The following is a 20,307-nucleotide window of genomic DNA, read 5'->3' on the forward strand; positions in this document are numbered from 1 at the left end:
CGGGCTTGCCCCGCGATGCGTTTGAGGATCAGGTGCGGAACCGCGCCACCAACCCGTTCAGATCTACTGCCAGACGGGATAGCTCGGCACTCGCCGCGCTGGTCTGGTGCGCCCCGGTGGCGCTCTGCACCGACAGGTCGTTGATGTTCACCAGGTTGCGGTCCACCTCGCGGGCCACCTGGGCCTGCTCCTCGGCGGCGCTGGCGATCACCAGGTTACGCTCGTTGATCTGCGCCACCGCGCCGGCGATGGTGTCCAGCGCCAGGCCCGCGCCACGGGCGATGTTCAGGGTCGATTCGGCGCGCTCGGTGCTGGTGCGCATCGAGTCCACCGCCTGCTCGGTACCACCCTGGATGCTGCCGATCATCCGCTCGATCTCGCTGGTGGACTGCTGGGTGCGGTGGGCCAGGGCGCGCACTTCGTCGGCAACCACGGCAAAACCACGGCCTGCCTCGCCGGCGCGGGCGGCCTCGATGGCGGCGTTGAGCGCCAGCAGGTTGGTCTGGTCGGCCAGGCCACGGATCACGTCGAGCACCTTGCCGATATCACGGGACTGCTCGGCGAGGTGTGCGATCAGCTTGGCGGTGGCCTGCACATCGCCGCTCATGCGCTCGATGGCGCCCACGGTCTCCAGTACCAGGTCGCGGCCATCGCCGGCCGAACGGCTGGCTTCGCTGGAGGCTTCCGAAGTGCTGACCGCGTTGCGTGCGACTTCTTCGACGGCACTGGTCATCTCGGTAACGGCGGTGGCGGCCTGCTCGATCTCGTTGTTCTGCTGCTGCAGGCCACGGGCGCTTTCGTCGGTCACGCTGTTCAGCTCTTCTGCGGCGGAGGCCAGCTGGGTGGCGGAGCCGGCGATCAGCTGCAGGGTGTCGCGCAGCTTGTCCTGCATCTTGGCCATGGCCTTGAGCAGGCGCGCGGCCTCATCGGTGCCGTCGGCGTGAATGCTGTGGGTCAGGTCGCCTTCGGCGATCTGCTCGGCGGCCTTGAGCGCCTCGTCGATGGGCTTGACGATGCTGCGGGTGAGGAGGAAGGCGAACAGCAAAGTCAGCACCGTGGCCGCCACCAGCAGGCTGATGACCAGGGCGAAGGCGCCGCTGTACTGCTCGGCCGCCTGGGCGTTGGTGGCGCTGGTCTGGTCGGTGTTGATGCGCACCAGCGCGTCCATGACTTTGTTGATCTGCTCGGAGTTGTCCAGCAGGTCGCGGTTGAGCAGGTCACGCAGGGTATCGAGGTCGCCGGCCTGGCTCAGGCTGCGCATGCGCGCCTCGAGCTGGCGGTACTGGTTGAGCAGCAGGCCGTACTGGTCGAAGGCGGCCTTCTCGTCGGCGGCGGTCACCAGCGGCTCGTAGGCGCGGCGCGCCTTGTCGATCTGCGCGTTGCGCTCGTCCAGCAGGCGCAGGGTGTCTTGCTGGGTGGCTGGCTCGCGGTTGAGCAGCAGGCGGTAGGAGAGGGTGCGCAGGCGCAGGTTCAGCGCGGTCAGCTCGTCGAGGGTCTTGATGCTGGGCACGCTGACTTCTTCGATGGTCACGCCGGCCTGGCGGATGTTGCCCATCTGGATCAGCGAGAAGATACCCAGGCCGAGCATCAGCACACCGATCACGGCGAACCCGAGCAACGCGCGGGGCGCGATATTCATATTGCGTAAGGACATGGAGGCGGTTTCCAAGGCAGAAGAGGTGCCGCGATCCATGCGACGGAAGAAGACCTGCCTGCCTATCGGTCGCGACCGACCAGTCTTTAGGCCGACTTGATGAAATTGTGAGGCAGCTAACTATTTTCCTGACCAGCGGTTGACCCAGGTCGGAACAAGGGCGGTGATCCTGGGTCAACCTGAACCCGGCAAACACCTTTTGAATCCGATATTTAATGGCGGGGGCGCAGGTTTTTCCTTATCGTGTGCGCCCTTTGCAACAACCGAGATAGACGCATGTTGGAAACTTCCCTGAATCAACTCGAGCAACTGGTCAGCGACCTGATGCACAAGAACGCACAGCTGGCCGAACAGAACACCAGCCTCAGCCAGGAACTGGCCCAGGCCAAGGAAGAGAACGACAGCCTGCAGTTGTCGCTCATGGAGCAGGAAGAGAAGCACGGCGCCACCGCCGCGCGCATCCAGGCCTTGGTCGAGCGCGCCAGCGCAGGTGTCGTGAACGCATGAGACTGCAAGCGCAGCCGGTCAACGTCGTGTCGATCCTGGGCAACGACTATTCGCTGAAGGCCCCCGAGGGCCAGGAAGAAACCCTGAACCAGGCCGTGCGCATGCTCAATGTCGCCCTGGCCGAGACCAAGCGCAGCTACCCGACCCTGATCGGCGACAAGCTGCTGGTGCTGGCCGCCCTGAACCTGTGCTCCAAGCAGATCGAACTGCAGCGCGAGCACGACCGCACCCTCGAGCGCACCCAGGCGCAGATCGACGCCACGGTCGATGCCATCAGCAAGGCCGTCTCCGACGTCTGACTGACGCCATCGTGCGGCTTCGTGGGAGCGGCGATGCGGCGATCCGACTTGCCCCGCGATGAAGGCGTCCAGCTTGTCGCAGATCACTGGAACAACTGGATACTTAAGTGTATACACTTCCCGAAAAACAATAATTATCGGGGAGTGGCACATGCGCATCTGGCGGCGGAGCATCCAATGGCAATTGATCGCGAGCATGGGCGCCGCCCTGTTGGCGAGTATCCTGGTGGTGGTGGCGATCTACACGGTGGCGCTCAACCGCCTTACCGAGCGCTACCTGGTGGATACGGCCTTGCCGGCCAGTATCGAGGCCATCCGCAACGATATCGAGCGCATGCTCGGCCGCCCGCTGGTGGCGGCCGCGGATATTGCCGGCAACACCCTCCTGCGTGACTGGCTGGCTGCCGGTGAAGACCCCGCCGCTTTGCCGGCGTTCATCGAGTACCTCGACGCCGCCAAGCAGCGCAACCACGCCTTTACCACCCTGTTCGCCTCCACGGTGAGCGGCAACTACTACAACGAAAAAGGCCTGGACCGCACCCTCAGCCGCGCCAACCCCAAGGACAACTGGTTCTACGGCTACATCGACAGCGGCGCCGAACGCATGCTGAACATCGACATCGATGGCTCCACGGGGGAGCTGGCGCTGTTCATCGACTATCGCGTGGAAAAGGCCGGCCAGCTGGTGGGCGTGGCAGGCATGGGCCTGCGCATGACCGAGCTGTCCAAGCTGATCCACGACTTCAGCTTCGGCGAGCACGGCAAGGTGTTCCTGGTGCGCAACGACGGGCTGATCCAGGTCCATCCCGACCAGCAGTTCAGCGGCAAGCGTCAACTTGCCGAGCAACTGGACGTCGAGTCGGCGAAGGCTGTGCTGGTGGGCGGCGAGGGCCTGCGCAGCAGCCGTTTGCAACGTGATGGCGAGGACTACCTGGCCTTGGGCTTGCCCTTGCGCGACCTGAACTGGACGCTGGTGGCCGAAGTGCCGGAAGCCGAGATCTACGCCCAGGCGCGCCAGGCCATCTGGCAGACCTGCCTGATTGGCGGCGGCGTGGCGCTGATCTCGTTGTTGCTGGTGGTGCTGCTGGCGCGCGGGTTGGTGCGGCCGATCCGCCAGGTCACCGCGGCGCTGGTGCAGATCGGCGGCGGCGCGGGCGACCTCAGCCATCGCCTGGACGATGCGCGCCAGGACGAACTGGGTGACCTGGCCCGGGGTTTCAACCGTTTCCTCGACAGCCAGCGCGGTCTGATCGGCGAGGTGCTGCGCACCACCGAACGTCTGCACCAGTCGGTGGAGCAGGTGACCCAGGTGGTGGACAACACCGCCGAGCGCTCGGGCCGCCAGCAGGAAATGACCGAGATGGTCGCCACCGCCGTGCACGAGATGGGCCTTACCGTGCAGGACATCGCCCAGAACGCCGGCTCCGCCGCCCACGCCTCGCAGTCGGCGCGGGACGAGGCCTTGCAGGCGCGGGAAGTGGTGCGCCGCTCCATCCACAACATCGAGGGCATGTCCGGGGAGATTGGCCGCGCTGCCGAGGCCGTGACCCAGCTGGCCGACGAGGTTGCCTCGATCGATGAAGTGCTGGCGGTGATCCGCAGCATCTCCGAGCAGACCAACCTGCTGGCGCTCAACGCCGCCATCGAGGCGGCGCGGGCCGGCGAGATGGGGCGAGGCTTCGCGGTTGTCGCCGATGAAGTGCGCACCTTGGCGCGGCGCACCCAGGTGTCCACCGACGAAGTGCAGCAGATGATCCAGCGCCTCAAGCACGGCGCCGGCACGGCGGTGGCGTCGATGCAGGCCGGGCAAACGGCCACCGGCAACGGTGTCGAGTCGAGCCAGCGCACCGGGACCTCGCTCGGCGCGATCACCGATCAGGTCGAGCGCATCAGCGGCATGAACGAGCAGGTGGCCACCGCCACCGAGGAACAGTCGGCGGTGACCGAGGAGATCAACCGGACGGTCCAGGGCATTTCCGACCTGGCGCGGCAGACAGCCGCCGAGGTGCAGGATTGCCGCGAGGAGTGCCAGGCGCTGCGTGGGCTGGCCGATGACCTGGCGCGGCAGATGGGTGGGTTCAGGCTGTAAAACAATCGCGGGGCAAGCCCGCTCCCACGAAAGTTGCGTGGGAGCGGGCTTGCCCCGCGATTACGGTCTGTCAGGCACCAACGATGGCGCGGATATCCGCCGCCAGTTCACGCACCCGCGCCTCTTCGGTATCCCACGAGCACATGAACCGCGCACCACCGCTACCGATGAAGGTATAGAAACGCCAGCCTTTGTTGCGCAGCGCCTCCAGCGCAGGTTCCGGCATCTGCAGGAACACCCCGTTGGCCTCAACCGGGAACATCAGCTCCACCCCCGGCAGGTCACTCACCAGCGATGCGAGCAACTGCGCGCAGTGGTTGGCGTGCTGGCCATGGCGCATCCACGCGCCGTCTTCGAGCAGCCCGACCCACGGTGCGGACAAGAAGCGCATCTTCGACGCCAGCTGCCCGGCCTGCTTGCAGCGGTAGTCGAAGTCTTCGGCCAGGTCGCGGTTGAAGAACAGGATCGCCTCGCCCACCGCCATGCCGTTCTTGGTGCCACCAAAACACAGCACATCCACGCCAGACTTCCAGGTCAGCTCGGCCGGCGAACAGCCGAGGAACGCGCAGGCATTGGTGAAGCGCGCGCCGTCCATGTGCAGGTTCAGGCCCAGTTCCTTGCAGGTGGCGCTGATCGCCTTGAGCTCGTCGGGGCGGTAGACGGTACCCACTTCGGTGGCTTGGGTAAGGGTCACCACCCGTGGTTTGGGGTAGTGGATGTCCTGGCGCTTGAGCGCCACTTCGCGGATTGACTCGGGGGTGAGCTTGCCGTTGACGCTAGGCGCGGTGAGCAGCTTGGAGCCGTTGGAGAAGAACTCCGGCGCGCCGCATTCGTCGGTCTCGACGTGGGCGGTCTCGGAACAGATCACGCTGTGGTAGCTCTGGCACAGCGAGGCCAGGGCCAGGGAGTTGGCGGCGGTGCCGTTGAAAGCGAAGAACACTTCGCAGTCGGTCTCGAACAACTTGCGGAAGTACTCCGAGGCGCGTTCGGTCCACTGGTCGTCGCCGTAGGCGCGTTCGTGACCCTGGTTGGCCTTTTCCATCGCGGCCCAGGCTTCGGGGCAGATGCCGGAATAGTTGTCGCTGGCGAATTGCTGGTTGTTATTGGTCATGACGCCTGTCCTTTTTACGACGCAGGCACGCACTCTAAACCATCGATTCGGCGGTTGCCTATACAGGCCAACGCTATCCCTGTGGGAGCCGGCTTGCCGGCGATAGCGTCCGCTCAACCAGCGATGGTTCTACGTCTGGCCCCATCGCCGGCAAGCCGGCTCCCACAGGGCTGTGTGGCGCTTGGGGTAGCAATGTCGTAAACGCGCCATTGCAAGGCGCGCGCAGGCATCTGTACCGCCGTGCCCGGTCATACCATCGCTGCAAAGGGTGGGAAAACCCTCAACAGACAAGAAACGATCGCTGCCGGGAGATACACGATGTTCAGCAAGCAAGACCAGATCCAGGGTTACGACGACGCACTGCTGGCGGCGATGAATGCCGAGGAGCAGCGCCAGGAAGATCACATCGAGCTGATCGCCTCGGAGAACTACACCAGCAAGCGCGTGATGCAGGCCCAGGGCAGCGGCCTGACCAACAAGTACGCCGAGGGCTACCCGGGCAAGCGTTACTACGGCGGCTGCGAGCATGTGGACAAAGTCGAGGCGCTGGCCATCGAGCGCGCCAAGCAGCTGTTCGGTGCCGATTACGCCAACGTCCAGCCGCACTCCGGCTCCTCGGCCAACGGCGCTGTGTACCTGGCCCTGCTGCAGGCTGGCGACACCATCCTGGGCATGAGCCTGGCCCACGGCGGCCACCTGACCCACGGCGCCAAGGTGTCGTCCTCGGGCAAGCTGTACAACGCCGTTCAATACGGGATCGACACCGCAACCGGCTTGATCGACTACGACGAAGTCGAGCGCCTGGCGGTGGAACACAAGCCGAAGATGATCGTCGCCGGCTTCTCGGCCTACTCCAAGACCCTGGACTTCCCGCGTTTCCGCCAGATCGCCGATAAAGTCGGCGCGCTGCTGTTCGTCGACATGGCCCACGTCGCCGGGCTGGTCGCCGCGGGGCTGTACCCGAACCCGATCCCGTTCGCCGACGTGGTCACCACTACCACCCACAAGACCCTGCGCGGGCCGCGTGGCGGCCTGATCCTGGCCAAGTCCAACGAAGAGATCGAGAAAAAGCTCAACGCCGCCGTGTTCCCCGGCGCCCAGGGCGGCCCGCTGATGCATGTGATCGCCGCCAAGGCGGTGTGCTTCAAGGAGGCGCTGGAGCCCGAATTCAAGGCCTACCAGAAACAAGTCATCGAAAACGCCCAGGCCATGGCCCAGGTATTCATCGAGCGCGGCTACGACGTGGTGTCCGGCGGTACCGACAACCACCTGTTCCTGGTCAGCCTGATCCGCCAGGGCCTGACCGGCAAGGACGCTGACGCAGCCCTCGGCCGCGCCCATATCACCGTCAACAAGAACGCCGTGCCCAACGACCCGCAGTCGCCGTTCGTCACCTCGGGCCTGCGCATCGGTACCCCGGCCGTCACCACCCGTGGCTTCAAGGTTGCCCAGTGCACTGCGCTGGCCGGCTGGATCTGCGATGTGCTCGACAACCTGGGCGACGCCGATGTCGAGGCCGATGTGGCCAAGAACGTCGCCGCGCTGTGCGCCGACTTCCCGGTCTACCGCTGAGTGGAGCAGAACACCATGCAACGTTATTCGGGCTTCGGCCTCTTCAAGCACTCCCTCAGCCACCACGAGAACTGGCAGCGCATGTGGCGCACGCCGACGCCGAAGAAGGTCTACGACGTGGTCATCGTCGGCGGTGGCGGCCATGGCCTGGCTACCGCCTACTACCTGGCCAAGGAGCACGGCATCACCAACGTCGCGGTGATCGAGAAGGGCTACCTGGGCGGCGGCAACACTGCCCGTAACACCACCATCGTGCGTTCCAACTACCTGTGGGATGAGTCGGCGCACTTGTACGAGCACGCCATGAAGCTGTGGGAAGGCCTTTCGCAGGACATCAACTACAACGTGATGTTCTCCCAGCGCGGCGTCTACAACCTGTGCCACACCCTGCAGGACATCCGCGACTCCGAGCGCCGGGTCAACGCCAACCGCCTCAACGGCGTCGACGGCGAGCTGATCCGCACCGAACAGGTGGCGGCCGAGATCCCATATCTCGACTGCTCGAAGAACACCCGCTACCCGATCCTCGGTGCCACCGTGCAGCGCCGTGGCGGCGTGGCCCGCCACGATGCCGTGGCCTGGGGCTTCGCCCGTGCCGCCGACGCCCTGGGCGTGGACCTGATCCAGCAGACCGAGGTAATAGGCTTCCGTAAAGAAAACGGCGCGGTGATCGGGGTTGAAACGAACAAGGGCTTCATCGGCGCCAAGCGCGTCGGCGTGGTCACCGCAGGCAACTCCGGGCACATGGCCAAGCTCGCCGGCTTCCGCCTGCCGCTGGAGTCGCACCCGCTGCAGGCACTGGTATCGGAGCCGATCAAGCCGATCATCGACAGCGTGATCATGTCCAACGCCGTGCACGGCTACATCAGCCAGTCCGACAAGGGCGACCTGGTGATCGGCGCCGGTATCGACGGTTGGGTCGGCTACGGCCAGCGCGGTTCGTACCCGGTCATCGAGCACACCCTGCAGGCGATCGTCGAGATGTTCCCGATCCTCTCGCGCGTGCGCATGAATCGCCAGTGGGGCGGCATCGTCGACACCACCCCCGACGCCTGCCCGATCATCTCCAAGACCCCGGTGAAGAACATGTTCTTCAACTGCGGCTGGGGCACGGGCGGCTTCAAGGCCACCCCGGGCTCGGGCAACGTGTTTGCCGCCAGCCTGGCCAAGGGCGAGATGCACCCGCTGGCCGCGCCTTTCTCCATCGACCGTTTCTACAACGGCGCGCTGATCGACGAACACGGCGCCGCTGCCGTCGCCCACTGACCCCGGAGACAACCGTCATGTTGCACATCTTCTGTCCCCACTGCGGCGAGCTGCGCTCCGAGGAAGAATTCCACGCGTCCGGCCAGGCGCATATCGCCCGCCCGCTGGACCCGAACGCCTGCTCCGACGAGGAGTGGGGCACCTACATGTTCTTCCGCGACAACCCGCGTGGCATCCACCACGAGCTGTGGGACCACGTTGCCGGCTGCCGCCAGTACTTCAACGTCACCCGCGACACCGTGACCTACGAGATTCTGGAAACCTACAAGATCGGCGAGAAGCCTCAGGTCACCGCCGCCTCGAAACAGAGCAGCGCGCCAGCGACCGCCAAGGGCCAAGGGGAAAAAGTATGAGCCAGACCTATCGCCTCGCCAGCGGCGGCCGTATCGACCGCAGCAAGGTGCTGAATTTCACCTTCAACGGCAAGACCTATCAGGGCTATGCCGGCGACACCCTGGCCGCCGCGCTGCTGGCCAACGGCGTCGATATCGTCGGGCGCAGCTTCAAGTACTCGCGTCCCCGCGGGATCATCGCCGCCGGTACCGAAGAGCCGAATGCGATCCTGCAGATCGGCGCCAGCGAAGCTACCCAGATCCCCAACGTGCGCGCCACCCAGCAGGCCCTGTACGCAGGCCTGGTGGCCACCAGCACCAACGGCTGGCCGAACGTCAACAACGACATGATGGGCATCATCGGCAAGGTCGGCGGCAGCATGATGCCGCCCGGGTTCTACTACAAGACCTTCATGTACCCCAAGTCGTTCTGGATGACCTACGAGAAGTACATCCGCAAGGCGGCGGGCCTCGGCCGCGCGCCGCTGCAGAATGATCCGGACAGCTACGACTACATGAACCAGCACTGCGACGTGCTGATCGTCGGCGCCGGCCCTGCCGGCCTGGCTGCCGCGCTGGCTGCCGCCCGTAGTGGCGCACGGGTGATCCTGGCCGACGAGCAGGAAGAGTTCGGCGGCACCTTGCTCGACAGCCGCGAAACCCTCGATGGCAAACCAGCCTCCGATTGGGTCAATGCCGTTGTCGCCGAACTGGAGTCGCTGCCGGAAGTCACCCTGTTGCCACGCAGCACGGTCAATGGCTATCACGACCACAACTTCCTGACCATCCACGAGCGTCTTACCGACCACCTTGGTGACCGCGCCCCGATCGGCCAGGTGCGCCAGCGCGTGCACCGTGTACGTGCCAATCGTGTAGTGCTGGCTGCTGGCGCCCATGAGCGTCCATTGGTGTACGGCAACAACGACCTGCCGGGCAACATGCTGGCTGGCGCCGTATCCACCTACGTGCGCCGCTATGGCGTGGCCCCGGGCCGCAAGCTGGTGCTGTCGACCAACAACGACCACGCCTACCGTGCCGCGTTGGACTGGCACGATGCCGGCCTGCAAGTGGTCGCCATCGCCGACGCCCGCCACAACCCGCGTGGCTCGCTGGTCGAAGAGGCTCGCGCCAAAGGCATTCGCATCCTCACCTCCAGCGCCGTGATCGAGGCCAAGGGCAGCAAGCACGTCACCGGCGCCCGCGTGGCCGCCATCGATGTGCAGGCGCACAAGGTCACCAGCCCTGGTGAAACCCTCGACTGCGACCTGATCGCCACCTCCGGCGGCTACAGCCCGGTGGTGCACCTGGCCTCGCACCTGGGCGGTCGCCCGGTGTGGCGTGAAGACATCCTCGGCTTCGTGCCGGGCGATGCCCCGCAGAAACGCGTGTGCGTCGGTGGCGTGAACGGCGTCTATGCCCTTGGGGACGTGATCGCCGACGGTTTCGAAGGCGGTGTTCGCGCTGCCACCGAGGCCGGCTTCAAGGCCAGCGTCGGCACCCTGCCGAAAACCCTGGCACGCAAGGAAGAGGCCACCGTGGCCCTGTTCCAAGTGCCCCACGACAAAGGCACCGCCCGTGCGCCGAAGCAGTTCGTCGACCAACAGAACGACGTCACCGCCGCGGCCATCGAGCTGGCCACCCGCGAAGGCTTCGAGTCGGTCGAGCACGTCAAGCGCTACACCGCCCTGGGCTTTGGCACCGACCAGGGCAAGCTGGGCAACATCAACGGCCTGGCCATCGCCGCCCGCTCGCTCGGGATCGGCATCCCGGAAATGGGCACCACCATGTTCCGCCCCAACTACACGCCGGTGACCTTCGGCGCGGTAGCAGGCCGGCACTGCGGCCACCTGTTCGAGCCGGTGCGCTTCACCGCCCTGCATGCCTGGCACATCAAGAACGGCGCCGAGTTCGAGGACGTCGGCCAATGGAAGCGCCCGTGGTACTTCCCCAAGCCCGGCGAAGATATCCACACCGCGGTGGCCCGCGAGTGCAAGGCCGTGCGTGACAGCGTCGGCCTGCTGGACGCCTCGACCCTGGGCAAGATCGACATCCAGGGCCCTGACGCCCGCGAGTTCCTCAACCGCATCTACACCAACGCCTGGACCAAGCTCGACGTGGGCAAGGCCCGCTACGGCCTGATGTGCAAGGAAGACGGCATGGTCTTCGACGACGGCGTGACCGCCTGCGTCGGCGACAACCACTTCATCATGACCACCACCACCGGCGGCGCCGCTCGCGTGCTGCAGTGGCTGGAGCTGTACCACCAGACCGAATGGCCGGAAATGAAGGTGTTCTTCACCTCGGTCACCGACCACTGGGCGACCATGACCCTGTCCGGGCCCAACAGCCGCAAGCTGCTGGCCGACGTCAGCGACATCGACCTGGACAAGGACGGCTTCCCGTTCATGAGCTGGAAGGAAGGCCGGGTCGGCGGCGTGCCGGCGCGGGTGTTCCGCATCTCGTTCACCGGCGAGCTGTCGTACGAGATCAACGTGCAGGCCAACTACGCCATGGGCGTGTTGGAACAGATCGTCGAGGCGGGCAAAAAGTACAACCTGACCCCGTACGGCACCGAGACCATGCACGTGCTGCGCGCCGAGAAGGGCTTCATCATCGTCGGCCAGGACACCGACGGCTCGATGACCCCGGACGACCTCAACATGAGCTGGTGCGTGGGCCGCAACAAGGCCTTCTCGTGGATCGGCCTGCGCGGCATGAACCGTGAAGACACCACCCGCGACAATCGCAAGCAACTGGTGGGCCTCAAGCCCGTGGACCCGAACGTGTGGCTGCCGGAAGGCGCCCAGTTGGTGTTCGACCCCAAGCAGCCGATCCCGATGGACATGGTCGGCCACGTCACCTCCAGCTACGCGGCCAACTCTCTGGGCTATTCGTTCGCCATGGGCGTGGTCAAGGGCGGCCTCAAGCGCCTGGGCGAGCGGGTCTATTCGCCGCAGGCCGATGGCAGCGTGATCGAGGCCGAGATCGTGTCTTCGGTGTTCTTCGATCCGAAGGGTGAGCGGCAGAACGTTTGATTCCGGGCCCTGTGGGGCAGGCCAGGCCCTTCGCCGGCAAGCCGGCTCCCACAGGTTCGATGCAGCTCCTGAGGTCGATGCGGTCCCTGTGGGAGCTGGCTTGCCAGCGATGGGGCCAGCGCATCCATCCAGTTGCTGCATCGCTTCGACGAACACGAATTCAAGGCAGGTAAGAAATGAGCGCTATCAACGTCTTCCAGCAAAACCCAGGCCCTGACGCCAAGGCCCAGTCGCCACTGCACCACGCCGACCTGGCCAGCCTGGTCGGCAAGGGCCGCAAGAACGCAGGCGTGACCCTGCGCGAAAAGAAATTGCTCGGCCACCTGACCCTGCGTGGCGACGGCCATGACCAGGCCTTTGCCGGCGGCGTGCACAAGGCCCTGGGCCTGGAGCTGCCGGTGGCCCTGACCGTGGTCGCCAACAGCGAGATGTCGCTGCAGTGGGTGGGCCCGGACGAGTGGCTGCTGATCGTCCCCGGCGGCCAGGAGTTCGCCGTCGAGCAGAAGCTGCGCGACGCCCTCGACGGCCAGCACATCCAGGTGGTCAACGTCACCGGCGGGCAGACCCTGCTCGAGCTGCGCGGCCCCAACGTGCGCGACGTGCTGATGAAATCCACCAGCTACGATGTACACCCGAACAACTTTCCGGTGGGCAAGGCCGTCGGCACCGTGTTCGCCAAGTCGCAACTGGTGATCCGCCGCACCGCCGAGGACACCTGGGAGTTGGTGATTCGCCGCAGCTTCTCCGACTACTGGTGGCTGTGGCTGCAGGACGCATCGGCCGAATACGGCCTGGCCATCGAAGCCTAAGGAGCATTACCCATGAGTCGGGCACCGGACACCTGGATTCTCACTGCCGACTGCCCGAGCATGCTCGGCACGGTCGATGTGGTGACGCGTCATCTCTACGAGCAGCGCTGCTACGTCACCGAGCACCATTCCTTCGATGACCGGCTGTCGGGGCGGTTCTTCATCCGTGTGGAGTTCCGCGCCGCGGACGGCTTCGACGAGGAGGGCTTCCGCGCCGGCCTCGCCGAACGCAGCGAAGCCTTCGGCATGGCCTTTGAGCTGACCGCGCCCAACCACCGCCCCAAGGTGGTGATCATGGTGTCCAAGGCCGACCATTGCCTGAACGACCTGTTGTACCGCCAACGCATTGGCCAGTTGGCGATGGACGTGGTCGCGGTGGTGTCCAACCACCCCGACCTGGAGCCCCTGGCGCACTGGCACAAGATTCCGTACTACCACTTCGCCCTCGACCCCAACGACAAGCCGGCGCAGGAGCGCAAGGTGCTGCAGGTTATCGAGGAGAGCGGTGCTGAGCTGGTGATCCTCGCCCGCTACATGCAAGTGCTGTCGCCGGAGCTGTGCCGCCGGCTGGATGGCTGGGCGATCAACATCCACCACTCGCTGCTGCCTGGCTTCAAGGGCGCCAAGCCGTATCACCAGGCCTATAACAAGGGCGTGAAAATGGTGGGTGCCACCGCGCACTACATCAACAACGACCTGGATGAAGGGCCGATCATCGCCCAGGGCGTGGAGGTGGTGGACCACAGCCACTACCCGGAAGACCTGATCGCCAAAGGGCGGGACATCGAGTGCCTGACCCTGGCGCGGGCGGTGGGGTATCACATCGAAAGAAGGGTGTTCCTCAACGCCAATCGCACCGTGGTTCTCTGATAGATCGCTGGGGCCGCTTTGCGGCCCTTTCGCTGGCAAGCCAGCTCCCACAGGTACAGTGCGCGCACCTCTGTGGGAGCTGGCTTGTCGTGGCGACGAACCGCAGCGAATGGGCTGCGCAGCGGCCCCAGCGATGTCCGCCGCAAACAGGCATCCCCCTGTCGCATCCAGTCACCGCCCCATCCCCCATCAAGCCCACAATCCCTTCATTCCAGTAACACAGGCCGCCCACGGAAAGGCGGCGCTTTCCACCACCGCTGCATAAATACAAATCAAGCGAGGTAAGAAGCATGTCTGGTAACCGTGGAGTGGTGTATCTCGGCGCGGGCAAGGTCGAGGTGCAGAAGATCGACTACCCCAAGATGCAGGACCCGCGCGGCAAGAAGATCGAGCATGGTGTCATCCTCAAGGTGGTCTCCACCAACATCTGCGGCTCCGACCAGCACATGGTCCGCGGCCGCACCACCGCCCAGGTCGGCCTGGTGCTGGGCCACGAAATCACCGGTGAAATCGTCGAGATGGGGCGTGACGTCGAGCGCCTGAAGATCGGCGACCTGGTGTCGGTGCCGTTCAATGTCGCCTGCGGCCGCTGCCGCTCGTGCAAAGAGATGCACACCGGTGTCTGCCTTACCGTCAACCCGGCCCGCGCCGGCGGCGCCTACGGCTACGTCGACATGGGCGACTGGACCGGCGGCCAGGCTGAATACGTGCTGGTGCCGTACGCCGACTTCAACCTGCTGAAACTGCCGGACCGCGACAAGGCGATGGAGAAGATTCGCGACCTGACCTGCCTGTCCGATATCCTCCCCACCGGCTACCACGGCGCTGTCACTGCTGGCGTTGGCCCGGGCAGCACGGTGTATGTCGCCGGAGCCGGCCCGGTCGGCCTGGCCGCCGCGGCGTCCGCCCGCCTGCTGGGCGCCGCCTGCGTGATCGTCGGCGACCTCAACCCGCTGCGCCTGGCCCACGCCAAATCCCAAGGTTTCGAGGTGGTCGACCTGTCCAAGGACACCCCGCTGCACGAGCAGATCGTCGATATCCTCGGCGAGCCGGAAGTGGACTGCGCCGTCGATGCCGTCGGCTTCGAAGCCCGTGGCCATGGCCATGAAGGCGCCAAACACGAAGCCCCGGCCACCGTGCTCAACTCGCTGATGCAAGTGACCCGCGTGGCCGGCAACATCGGCATTCCGGGCCTGTACGTGACCGAAGACCCGGGCGCGGTGGATGCCGCCGCCAAGATCGGCGCGCTGAGCATTCGCTTCGGCCTCGGCTGGGCCAAGTCCCACAGCTTCCACACCGGGCAGACCCCGACCATGAAGTACAACCGCCAGCTGATGCAGGCGATCATGTGGGACCGCATCAATATCGCCGAAGTGGTGGGGGTGCAGGTGATCAGCCTGGACCAGGCGCCGGAGGGGTATGGCGAGTTTGATGCAGGGGTGCCGAAGAAGTTTGTGATTGATCCGCATAAGACATTTAGTGCGGCGTAAGATGTTAACTACAGCGCCCCTTTTGGGGCGTTGTAGTTTTTTGAAAACGGCCAGTGACTTTGCGGGTTAGACCCTACGTAAGTCGATACTGCTATCTTGCATGGGGAAGAAGGTCCTGGGTTTGTAGTTGAAAGGTTCTGTCTCGCTAACTTCAAAGTTAGCGTCGGTAAGTGCTCCTCTGCGGTCTGTTTTAAGGATTTCTAGGTCGACCTTTCCTGTATTTAGATATTCGCTACGTAAGTCGAATACCGTCCCCTCATAGCCTTTTACCTTGCGGCCTGAAATGTTAGATAGTTCCTGGGCGAATATTTTTCCATTGGCATCTGGGGTGGCTGAGTCGCATATTGAGATATGAATTTTTTTAAATTTATTTTATTGTCTGATAGGAAATTGGTGAATTGTGCTGCGCTCATTATTTTGTCGTTGGCTCGTACTGCACCTGGAAGTCCGTGAGCTTTTATGAGCAGTGAATCACGTTGAAGCTTTCTGGGCTGCGAAAGAACAAGCACCCCCTGACTGTTTAAAAGCGGTAGCACCGGCTTGTGGCCTGATGGGTCGGTTTTGTTTATGGGGTCATTTAGTACATATGCGTACACATTAATCCCGCCGTCATCGAATGGACTAAAGCTGTCTGGTGAGTTGAAGCGCATCAGTGATGGGTTATACGACCGATAGCCATTTCCGAGCAGGTAGAGTCCTGAGCGCGCTCTGTGTTCAGCATTGAATCCCAATAGTGTGGGTTCACTGCTATTGAGCGGGCTGTGGCCAAAAGCTGAATAAGAAATGGTGTTTTGGGCTGAGTTTGAATGTCTGATTATAGATCCATTCTTGTCTGTGCCAAGTAACACCTTTACTGATGTAAGCATAGACTTTCTCGTCATGTTGCCTCCCCGAGATAGCCACCGTATTACGCCATGCGTGATTTTTGTCTAGTAAAGCTCACTGGTTCGGTATTAACTATGGGTTGTCGCGTCGGTCCCGAATGCGTTGAACGCGTTCATTATGTTCGGCAAGCCTGTCAAGGCTATCTTCACGATGTTCAATAGTTTCTCGCCCTATTGCACGGCGGCGCCCATCTCGGCCACTAGGGAGGGAATCATCATCACCCCACAGACTTTTTAAATGTTGCATGTGGAGTTCGTATATGCGGTGTTCTGCCGCTTCGAGTGAAACAGTCTTCATGTAAAATGTGCCTTCATGAATAGCATCGCGAATGTCGCTGTAGTTGTCACTCGTGATGTTTTCGGAAGCGGCTTTGTTTGATGCTTTGGTGGCGACGCGCTGAGTTTTTTTTGCGAGTGTTTTTAAGTTGTTGGCTTCGGTGTCAGGTAGGTGCTTCGCAATTTCGTCTACTACGCTGTTATTTAGCAACAATGCGGGCCAACCGGACAACGTATCAGTATGCCATGCAGTGTTTGTTTTGCCAGGGAGGCTGAGGTCGCGGGTGTGTCCGGACCTGTCTGTCATGTTAACAGGGTCACCTTGGCAGTATGCGTAGCTATTCAGACCTCCGCGCTCAAATGGGGACCAGCTGTCGGGCGAGTTGAAACGCATTAATGCGGTTTTGTAACCGCGGTAACCATTGCCTAATAAGTAGATATCGTTTTTTTCACGGTGTACGCCGGTGAAACCCAGCAAGCGGGTCATGCCATTGAGAGGACCGAAGCCAAATGCGGTATAGTGGCAGGAGTGTTGCTCCTGCGGCTTATGCCGGTGCAATACAGATCCCTGCCTGTCTGTTGCCAAAAGCACTGTTTCTGAGCTTTTTTTGAATCCCTGTCTCACGGCACACCCCTGGCGTTCGCTCGATTTTGCATGACTCTGCGACGAAGGAGCGGTGCTAGCAACTGGCAAAAATGTCAGTTACGCAGATGAGTCCTACTTGCTCGCAGGACGTATCTCACTGACTGGATGGGGTTGAAGGAAATACCCTACGCAATCTGTCGATGCACGTCTGATTGTCCGGGGAAATCCTGCTCACTAGGCTCTCCCGGTCGCTGTCGGTTCAGCGATCGGGTGTGGAAACCCGACAATCACGACTCCTGCCGTCATGGCAGTTGTGCACGGGAGGCCGTATGGCCTACCGGGTTACTCGTGACCGGTTTTCCACCCCGTGTACAACTGCCACCCTACGTGTGGAAACGGACGGGAGCAGTTCAACCACACGAGTGACTGTTATGAAAAAGATCGTCCCCGACCCACCCGAAGACCTCCACGCCAAATTCCAACTCCCGCCCGGCCAATCCCTCTCCACCGCCATCCTCGAAGGCGCCGTGCCCATCGAGGAAGTGCTGATGAACGTCTGCCATTTCATGTTCATCGCCTATACCGACGGCTACCACGCCCAGGAACTGGCGACCGACGGCGATCTGAAGCAACTCCAGGCGTCCAGCCTGCAGCACCTGACCGTCGCCTGGGGGCAGGTCGATGCGCTGGTGGGGGCGTTGAAGCAGGTGCCTGCCTCGGGCTTCTATCAGCCGGGTTGAAATAGCTGGGGCCGCCGTGCGGCCCATCGCCGGCGAGCCGGCTCCCACAGGGACAGCGCAGGGCTCAGACTATTGCGCAATCCACTGTGGGAGCTGGCTTGCCAGCGATTGGGCCCTGGGATGAACACCGATGGCCGGCCCGGAACAAACCTCTGCCACCCCAGTCCAACCCTCGTTTCCCGGCCATTCCGGCCAACGAGGTCCCTCCCGATGAAAGCATTCACCCTGGCAACCCTGATGACCCTGGCCGCAAGCCCGGTGTTCGCCTTCAACCTCAGCGACGCGGCCAATGCCGTCTCGGCCATGCAGAACCAGAACCATCAGGCACAGGGGCAAGCGCCAGCCGCCCAGGCCAACCTGCTCAATACGCTGGGCAGCGAGTTGAAAATCACCCCCGAGCAGGCCATCGGCGGCGCCGGGGCCATGTTGGGCCTGGCGCGCAACAACCTCAGCGGCGATGACTACGGGCAGTTGACCAAGGCTGTGCCGGGGCTCGACCTGTTGTCGGGCAACAATGCGCTGGGTGGACTGAACGGGCTGGGGCAGTTGCTGGGCAATGACAAGAACAGCTCGGCCCTGAGCAATGCGCTGGGCGGTGAAGTCGAAAACCGCAATGACCTGGACAACGCCTTCAAGGCACTGGGCATGGACACGGGGATGATCGGTCAATTTGCGCCGTTGATCCTGCAGTACCTGGGGCAGCAGGGGATTGCCGGGTCGTTGTTGCAGAATCTGGGGAGCTTGTGGGCCAACCCGGTCCCTGGCAATCCACCTTCGGTATGAACTGAAGGTCTAGCGACGCGTGTCCCTAGCTTGATCTTCTTGCTCCCAGATGCGCAATTGCAATTCTCTTGACCTGTCGATGACGGTATTGGCTCGCGTATTGGTGGCATTCTGCATTCCTTCCTCTCTCACGAGATGTCGAGAGTGATTGAGTTGTTGCGCATATAGGCGTGCCGCACCCAACTCCAATCGATTTTCTTCATTAGGGCGCCTCACACGAGGAGGAAGCGGTGGTGGCGTATCCTCTGCGTGCTGGCGGGTATTGGCTGCAACATCAGTGTCGGTGACTGCATGTCTGGTTGGGTTTGCCGTCTCTAAATTGGTCAACAGCATCTGGAGCCCTAGATGCTCGGTTGTAGGGCCGAGTGTAAGACGCCCGGGTTCCTCTGCTGAAGACCGTCCCCGCCAGGAGCGCCTGGCGTGAGAGGTGGCATGAGCTGTCGGATCCACCTGATTGACAGGATCCCCACCACAGTAGGCATACGCATTGACGCCACCTTCGCCAAACGGGCTCCAGCTATCAGCTGACAGGAAGCGCATCAGGGCAGGGCTATAGCCTCGCGTACCATTGCCGAGCAAGTAAAGTCCTGTGTGTAGTTCCCTGAGCGCCCCTGTGAAGCTGGAGAATGGGGTTCCAATGTTCGGTATTGGATCGAATCCATAAGGTGCATAACACTTGCGTCTGGTATTTGCCCCCCACACACCTTAGAACACGGACCGTTGACTGTCGGTTGCCATCAACAGGCTGGCAAGCTGCCGGGGGAGGTCAACTGGCTTGCTGTTGCTGTTACGTGCCATGTTTTCGCCCTTCGCAAGCCAATGTGGTCTGAAGTCTCCCACTGCCCGCAAAGGCACGCTACTGATAAAAATGTCAGGCCTAGCCAGGCAGTAGTGGGCTCCGATAAGTGCGGCCTTTGGGAGCGAGTTTACCCGCGAATGGGCTGGTACAGGATCAGCGCATCTCCGCGCGCAACAGCGCGATCCGCTGGTCCTTGTCCAGCCACAGCTGGTTGACCCAGGCCTGCACGGTCTGGCGGAACGCCGGGTCGTTCTCGTAATCGCCCTCGCACAGCGCCGGGTCCAGCTCGCGCACGCGGATGTCGATGATCACCCGGCTGATGCTGCCGTTGAGCAGGTCCCAGAACCCCGGCGCCTTGTCGCCCGGGTAGACGATGGTCACATCGAGCAGCGCATCCAGCTGTTCGCCCAGCGCCGCCAGCACGAAGGCAACGCCGCCGGCCTTGGGCTTGAGCAGGTGGCGGTAGGGCGATTGCTGCTCGGCGCGCTTGGCCTCGGTGAAGCGGGTGCCTTCGAGGTAGTTGACCACGGTCACCGGCTGGCGCTTGAACAGCTCGCAGGCGGCCTTGGTGATCTCCAGGTCCTTGCCCTTGAGTTCGGGGTGCTTGTCGAGAAACGCCTTGCTGTAGCGCTTCATGAACGGGTAATCCAGCCCCCACCAGGCCAGGCCCAGCAGCGGTACCCAGATCAGCTCTTTCTTGAGGAAGAACTTGAAGAACGGCACGCGACGGTTGAGGCTCTCGATCAGCGCCGGGATATCCACCCAGGTCTGGTGATTGCTCACGCACAAGTACGAGGTGTCCTGGCGCAGCGTGTCGACGCCGCGGATGTCCCACTGGGTGGGGATGCACAGGGCGAAGATGGCCTTGTCAATCTCCGACCAGGTTTCGGCGATCCACATCACCGCGGCCGACGCGTAGTCGCGGCCACGGCCCGGCAGCACCAGCTTGAGCAGGGCGAAGACCAGCAGCGGGCCGATCAGCACCAGGGTGTTGAGCAGCAGCAGGGTGAGGGTGAGGATGCCGGTCAGCAGGCGACGCATAAGGGGACTCTTGTTGTGTGAGGTGAACGGTTGGCAATGATAAGCAGGGTATGGCCCTTAGCCAAACGTCGTACGTCCATTAACTGGGACAAATGTTTCACATTATGTTGTTTAACCTGTGGCGACGAACCTATCCTGCCCGCACAGTCTAAGCACTGACCCCT

At 62.9% G+C, this 20,307-nt stretch carries 18 protein-coding genes and 2 pseudogenes; 13 read left to right on the forward strand and 7 right to left on the reverse strand.

Features of this window, described 5'->3' with window-relative positions; translation table 11 throughout:
* Window positions 1-28: 28 nt before the first annotated feature.
* The gene (locus ACZ9C1_RS20210) at window positions 29-901 is read right to left on the reverse strand and encodes a methyl-accepting chemotaxis protein (RefSeq protein WP_371918340.1); all 873 of its coding nucleotides are present in this window, start codon (window positions 899-901) and stop codon (window positions 29-31) included.
* A pseudogene (locus ACZ9C1_RS20215) lies at window positions 884-1,693 on the reverse strand (MCP four helix bundle domain-containing protein); the annotation flags it as partial. The gene ACZ9C1_RS20210 and the pseudogene ACZ9C1_RS20215, both read right to left, overlap by 18 nt.
* A 237-nt stretch (window positions 1,694-1,930) precedes the next feature.
* Here ACZ9C1_RS20215 and ACZ9C1_RS20220 point away from each other — a divergent pair.
* The 4 genes and pseudogenes from ACZ9C1_RS20220 (at window position 1,931) to ACZ9C1_RS20235 (ending at window position 4,549) form a co-directional block, all read left to right on the forward strand.
* Window positions 1,931-2,161: a hypothetical protein gene (locus ACZ9C1_RS20220; RefSeq protein WP_102681859.1), complete on the forward strand. Its 231-nt coding sequence runs from the start codon at window positions 1,931-1,933 to the stop codon at window positions 2,159-2,161.
* Window positions 2,158-2,460 carry a cell division protein ZapA gene (locus ACZ9C1_RS20225; RefSeq protein WP_023630184.1) on the forward strand — a complete coding sequence of 101 codons (303 nt, stop codon included), beginning with the start codon at window positions 2,158-2,160 and terminating at the stop codon, window positions 2,458-2,460. Before ACZ9C1_RS20220 ends, ACZ9C1_RS20225 begins: the two co-directional genes overlap by 4 nt.
* A gap of 196 nt (window positions 2,461-2,656) precedes the next feature.
* A pseudogene (locus ACZ9C1_RS20230) lies at window positions 2,657-3,685 on the forward strand (HAMP domain-containing protein); the annotation flags it as partial.
* A 135-nt stretch (window positions 3,686-3,820) separates the two neighbouring features.
* Window positions 3,821-4,549 (forward strand): methyl-accepting chemotaxis protein, encoded by a 729-nt coding sequence (locus ACZ9C1_RS20235; RefSeq protein WP_372241198.1) that lies wholly within the window; start codon window positions 3,821-3,823, stop codon window positions 4,547-4,549.
* 70 nt (window positions 4,550-4,619) lie between these two features.
* Here the strand turns inward: ACZ9C1_RS20235 and ACZ9C1_RS20240 are convergent, their stop codons facing one another.
* A complete protein-coding gene (locus tag ACZ9C1_RS20240; protein WP_457378226.1) occupies window positions 4,620-5,660 on the reverse strand; it encodes a threonine aldolase family protein in 1,041 nt (346 codons plus the stop codon).
* Window positions 5,661-5,978: 318 nt separating this feature from the next.
* Between ACZ9C1_RS20240 and ACZ9C1_RS20245 the strand changes: the two genes are divergently transcribed.
* From ACZ9C1_RS20245 to fdhA, 7 genes are all read left to right on the forward strand, one after another.
* Window positions 5,979-7,232, forward strand: coding sequence for a serine hydroxymethyltransferase (locus ACZ9C1_RS20245; protein ID WP_102681861.1), 1,254 nt, complete (start codon window positions 5,979-5,981; stop codon window positions 7,230-7,232).
* 15 nt (window positions 7,233-7,247) lie between these two features.
* Window positions 7,248-8,498 carry a sarcosine oxidase subunit beta family protein gene (locus ACZ9C1_RS20250; RefSeq protein WP_046857448.1) on the forward strand — a complete coding sequence of 417 codons (1,251 nt, stop codon included), beginning with the start codon at window positions 7,248-7,250 and terminating at the stop codon, window positions 8,496-8,498.
* A 17-nt stretch (window positions 8,499-8,515) separates the two neighbouring features.
* Window positions 8,516-8,851, forward strand: coding sequence for a sarcosine oxidase subunit delta (locus ACZ9C1_RS20255; protein WP_023631299.1), 336 nt, complete (start codon window positions 8,516-8,518; stop codon window positions 8,849-8,851).
* Window positions 8,848-11,865, forward strand: a complete 3,018-nt coding sequence (locus ACZ9C1_RS20260) for a sarcosine oxidase subunit alpha (RefSeq protein ID WP_476254310.1) — start codon at window positions 8,848-8,850, stop codon at window positions 11,863-11,865. Before ACZ9C1_RS20255 ends, ACZ9C1_RS20260 begins: the two co-directional genes overlap by 4 nt.
* 176 nt (window positions 11,866-12,041) lie before the next feature.
* Window positions 12,042-12,674, forward strand: a complete 633-nt coding sequence (locus ACZ9C1_RS20265; protein ID WP_277502515.1) for a sarcosine oxidase subunit gamma — start codon at window positions 12,042-12,044, stop codon at window positions 12,672-12,674.
* A 12-nt stretch (window positions 12,675-12,686) separates the two neighbouring features.
* The gene (gene purU, locus ACZ9C1_RS20270; protein WP_023631289.1) at window positions 12,687-13,544 is read left to right on the forward strand and encodes a formyltetrahydrofolate deformylase; all 858 of its coding nucleotides are present in this window, start codon (window positions 12,687-12,689) and stop codon (window positions 13,542-13,544) included.
* A 290-nt stretch (window positions 13,545-13,834) separates the two neighbouring features.
* Complete coding sequence (gene fdhA / locus ACZ9C1_RS20275; protein WP_046787516.1) at window positions 13,835-15,034, forward strand: formaldehyde dehydrogenase, glutathione-independent; 1,200 nt, start codon at window positions 13,835-13,837, stop codon at window positions 15,032-15,034.
* 266 nt (window positions 15,035-15,300) lie between these two features.
* On the opposite strand, the gene ACZ9C1_RS20280 is transcribed toward fdhA, so the two are convergent.
* Together ACZ9C1_RS20280 and ACZ9C1_RS20285 are read right to left on the reverse strand one after the other, a co-directional pair.
* Window positions 15,301-15,900, reverse strand: a complete 600-nt coding sequence (locus tag ACZ9C1_RS20280) for an RHS repeat-associated core domain-containing protein (RefSeq protein ID WP_476254311.1) — start codon at window positions 15,898-15,900, stop codon at window positions 15,301-15,303.
* Window positions 15,901-15,991: 91 nt separating this feature from the next.
* Window positions 15,992-16,819, reverse strand: coding sequence for an RHS repeat-associated core domain-containing protein (locus ACZ9C1_RS20285; protein ID WP_277502517.1), 828 nt, complete (start codon window positions 16,817-16,819; stop codon window positions 15,992-15,994).
* A 392-nt stretch (window positions 16,820-17,211) separates the two neighbouring features.
* Here ACZ9C1_RS20285 and ACZ9C1_RS20290 point away from each other — a divergent pair, with 392 nt between their 5' ends.
* Both ACZ9C1_RS20290 and ACZ9C1_RS20295 read left to right on the forward strand, forming a co-directional pair.
* Window positions 17,212-17,520, forward strand: coding sequence for a hypothetical protein (locus ACZ9C1_RS20290; protein WP_046857444.1), 309 nt, complete (start codon window positions 17,212-17,214; stop codon window positions 17,518-17,520).
* A gap of 210 nt (window positions 17,521-17,730) precedes the next feature.
* Window positions 17,731-18,303 carry a DUF2780 domain-containing protein gene (locus ACZ9C1_RS20295; RefSeq protein ID WP_277502518.1) on the forward strand — a complete coding sequence of 191 codons (573 nt, stop codon included), beginning with the start codon at window positions 17,731-17,733 and terminating at the stop codon, window positions 18,301-18,303.
* A gap of 9 nt (window positions 18,304-18,312) precedes the next feature.
* Here the strand turns inward: ACZ9C1_RS20295 and ACZ9C1_RS20300 are convergent, their stop codons facing one another.
* Together ACZ9C1_RS20300 and ACZ9C1_RS20305 are read right to left on the reverse strand one after the other, a co-directional pair.
* Window positions 18,313-19,005, reverse strand: coding sequence for an RHS repeat-associated core domain-containing protein (locus tag ACZ9C1_RS20300; RefSeq protein ID WP_476254312.1), 693 nt, complete (start codon window positions 19,003-19,005; stop codon window positions 18,313-18,315).
* A 250-nt stretch (window positions 19,006-19,255) separates the two neighbouring features.
* Window positions 19,256-20,143: an acyltransferase gene (locus ACZ9C1_RS20305; RefSeq protein ID WP_102681868.1), complete on the reverse strand. Its 888-nt coding sequence runs from the start codon at window positions 20,141-20,143 to the stop codon at window positions 19,256-19,258.
* Window positions 20,144-20,307: the final 164 nt, after the last annotated feature.

Source organism: Pseudomonas sp. TE21435 (assembly GCF_056279265.1).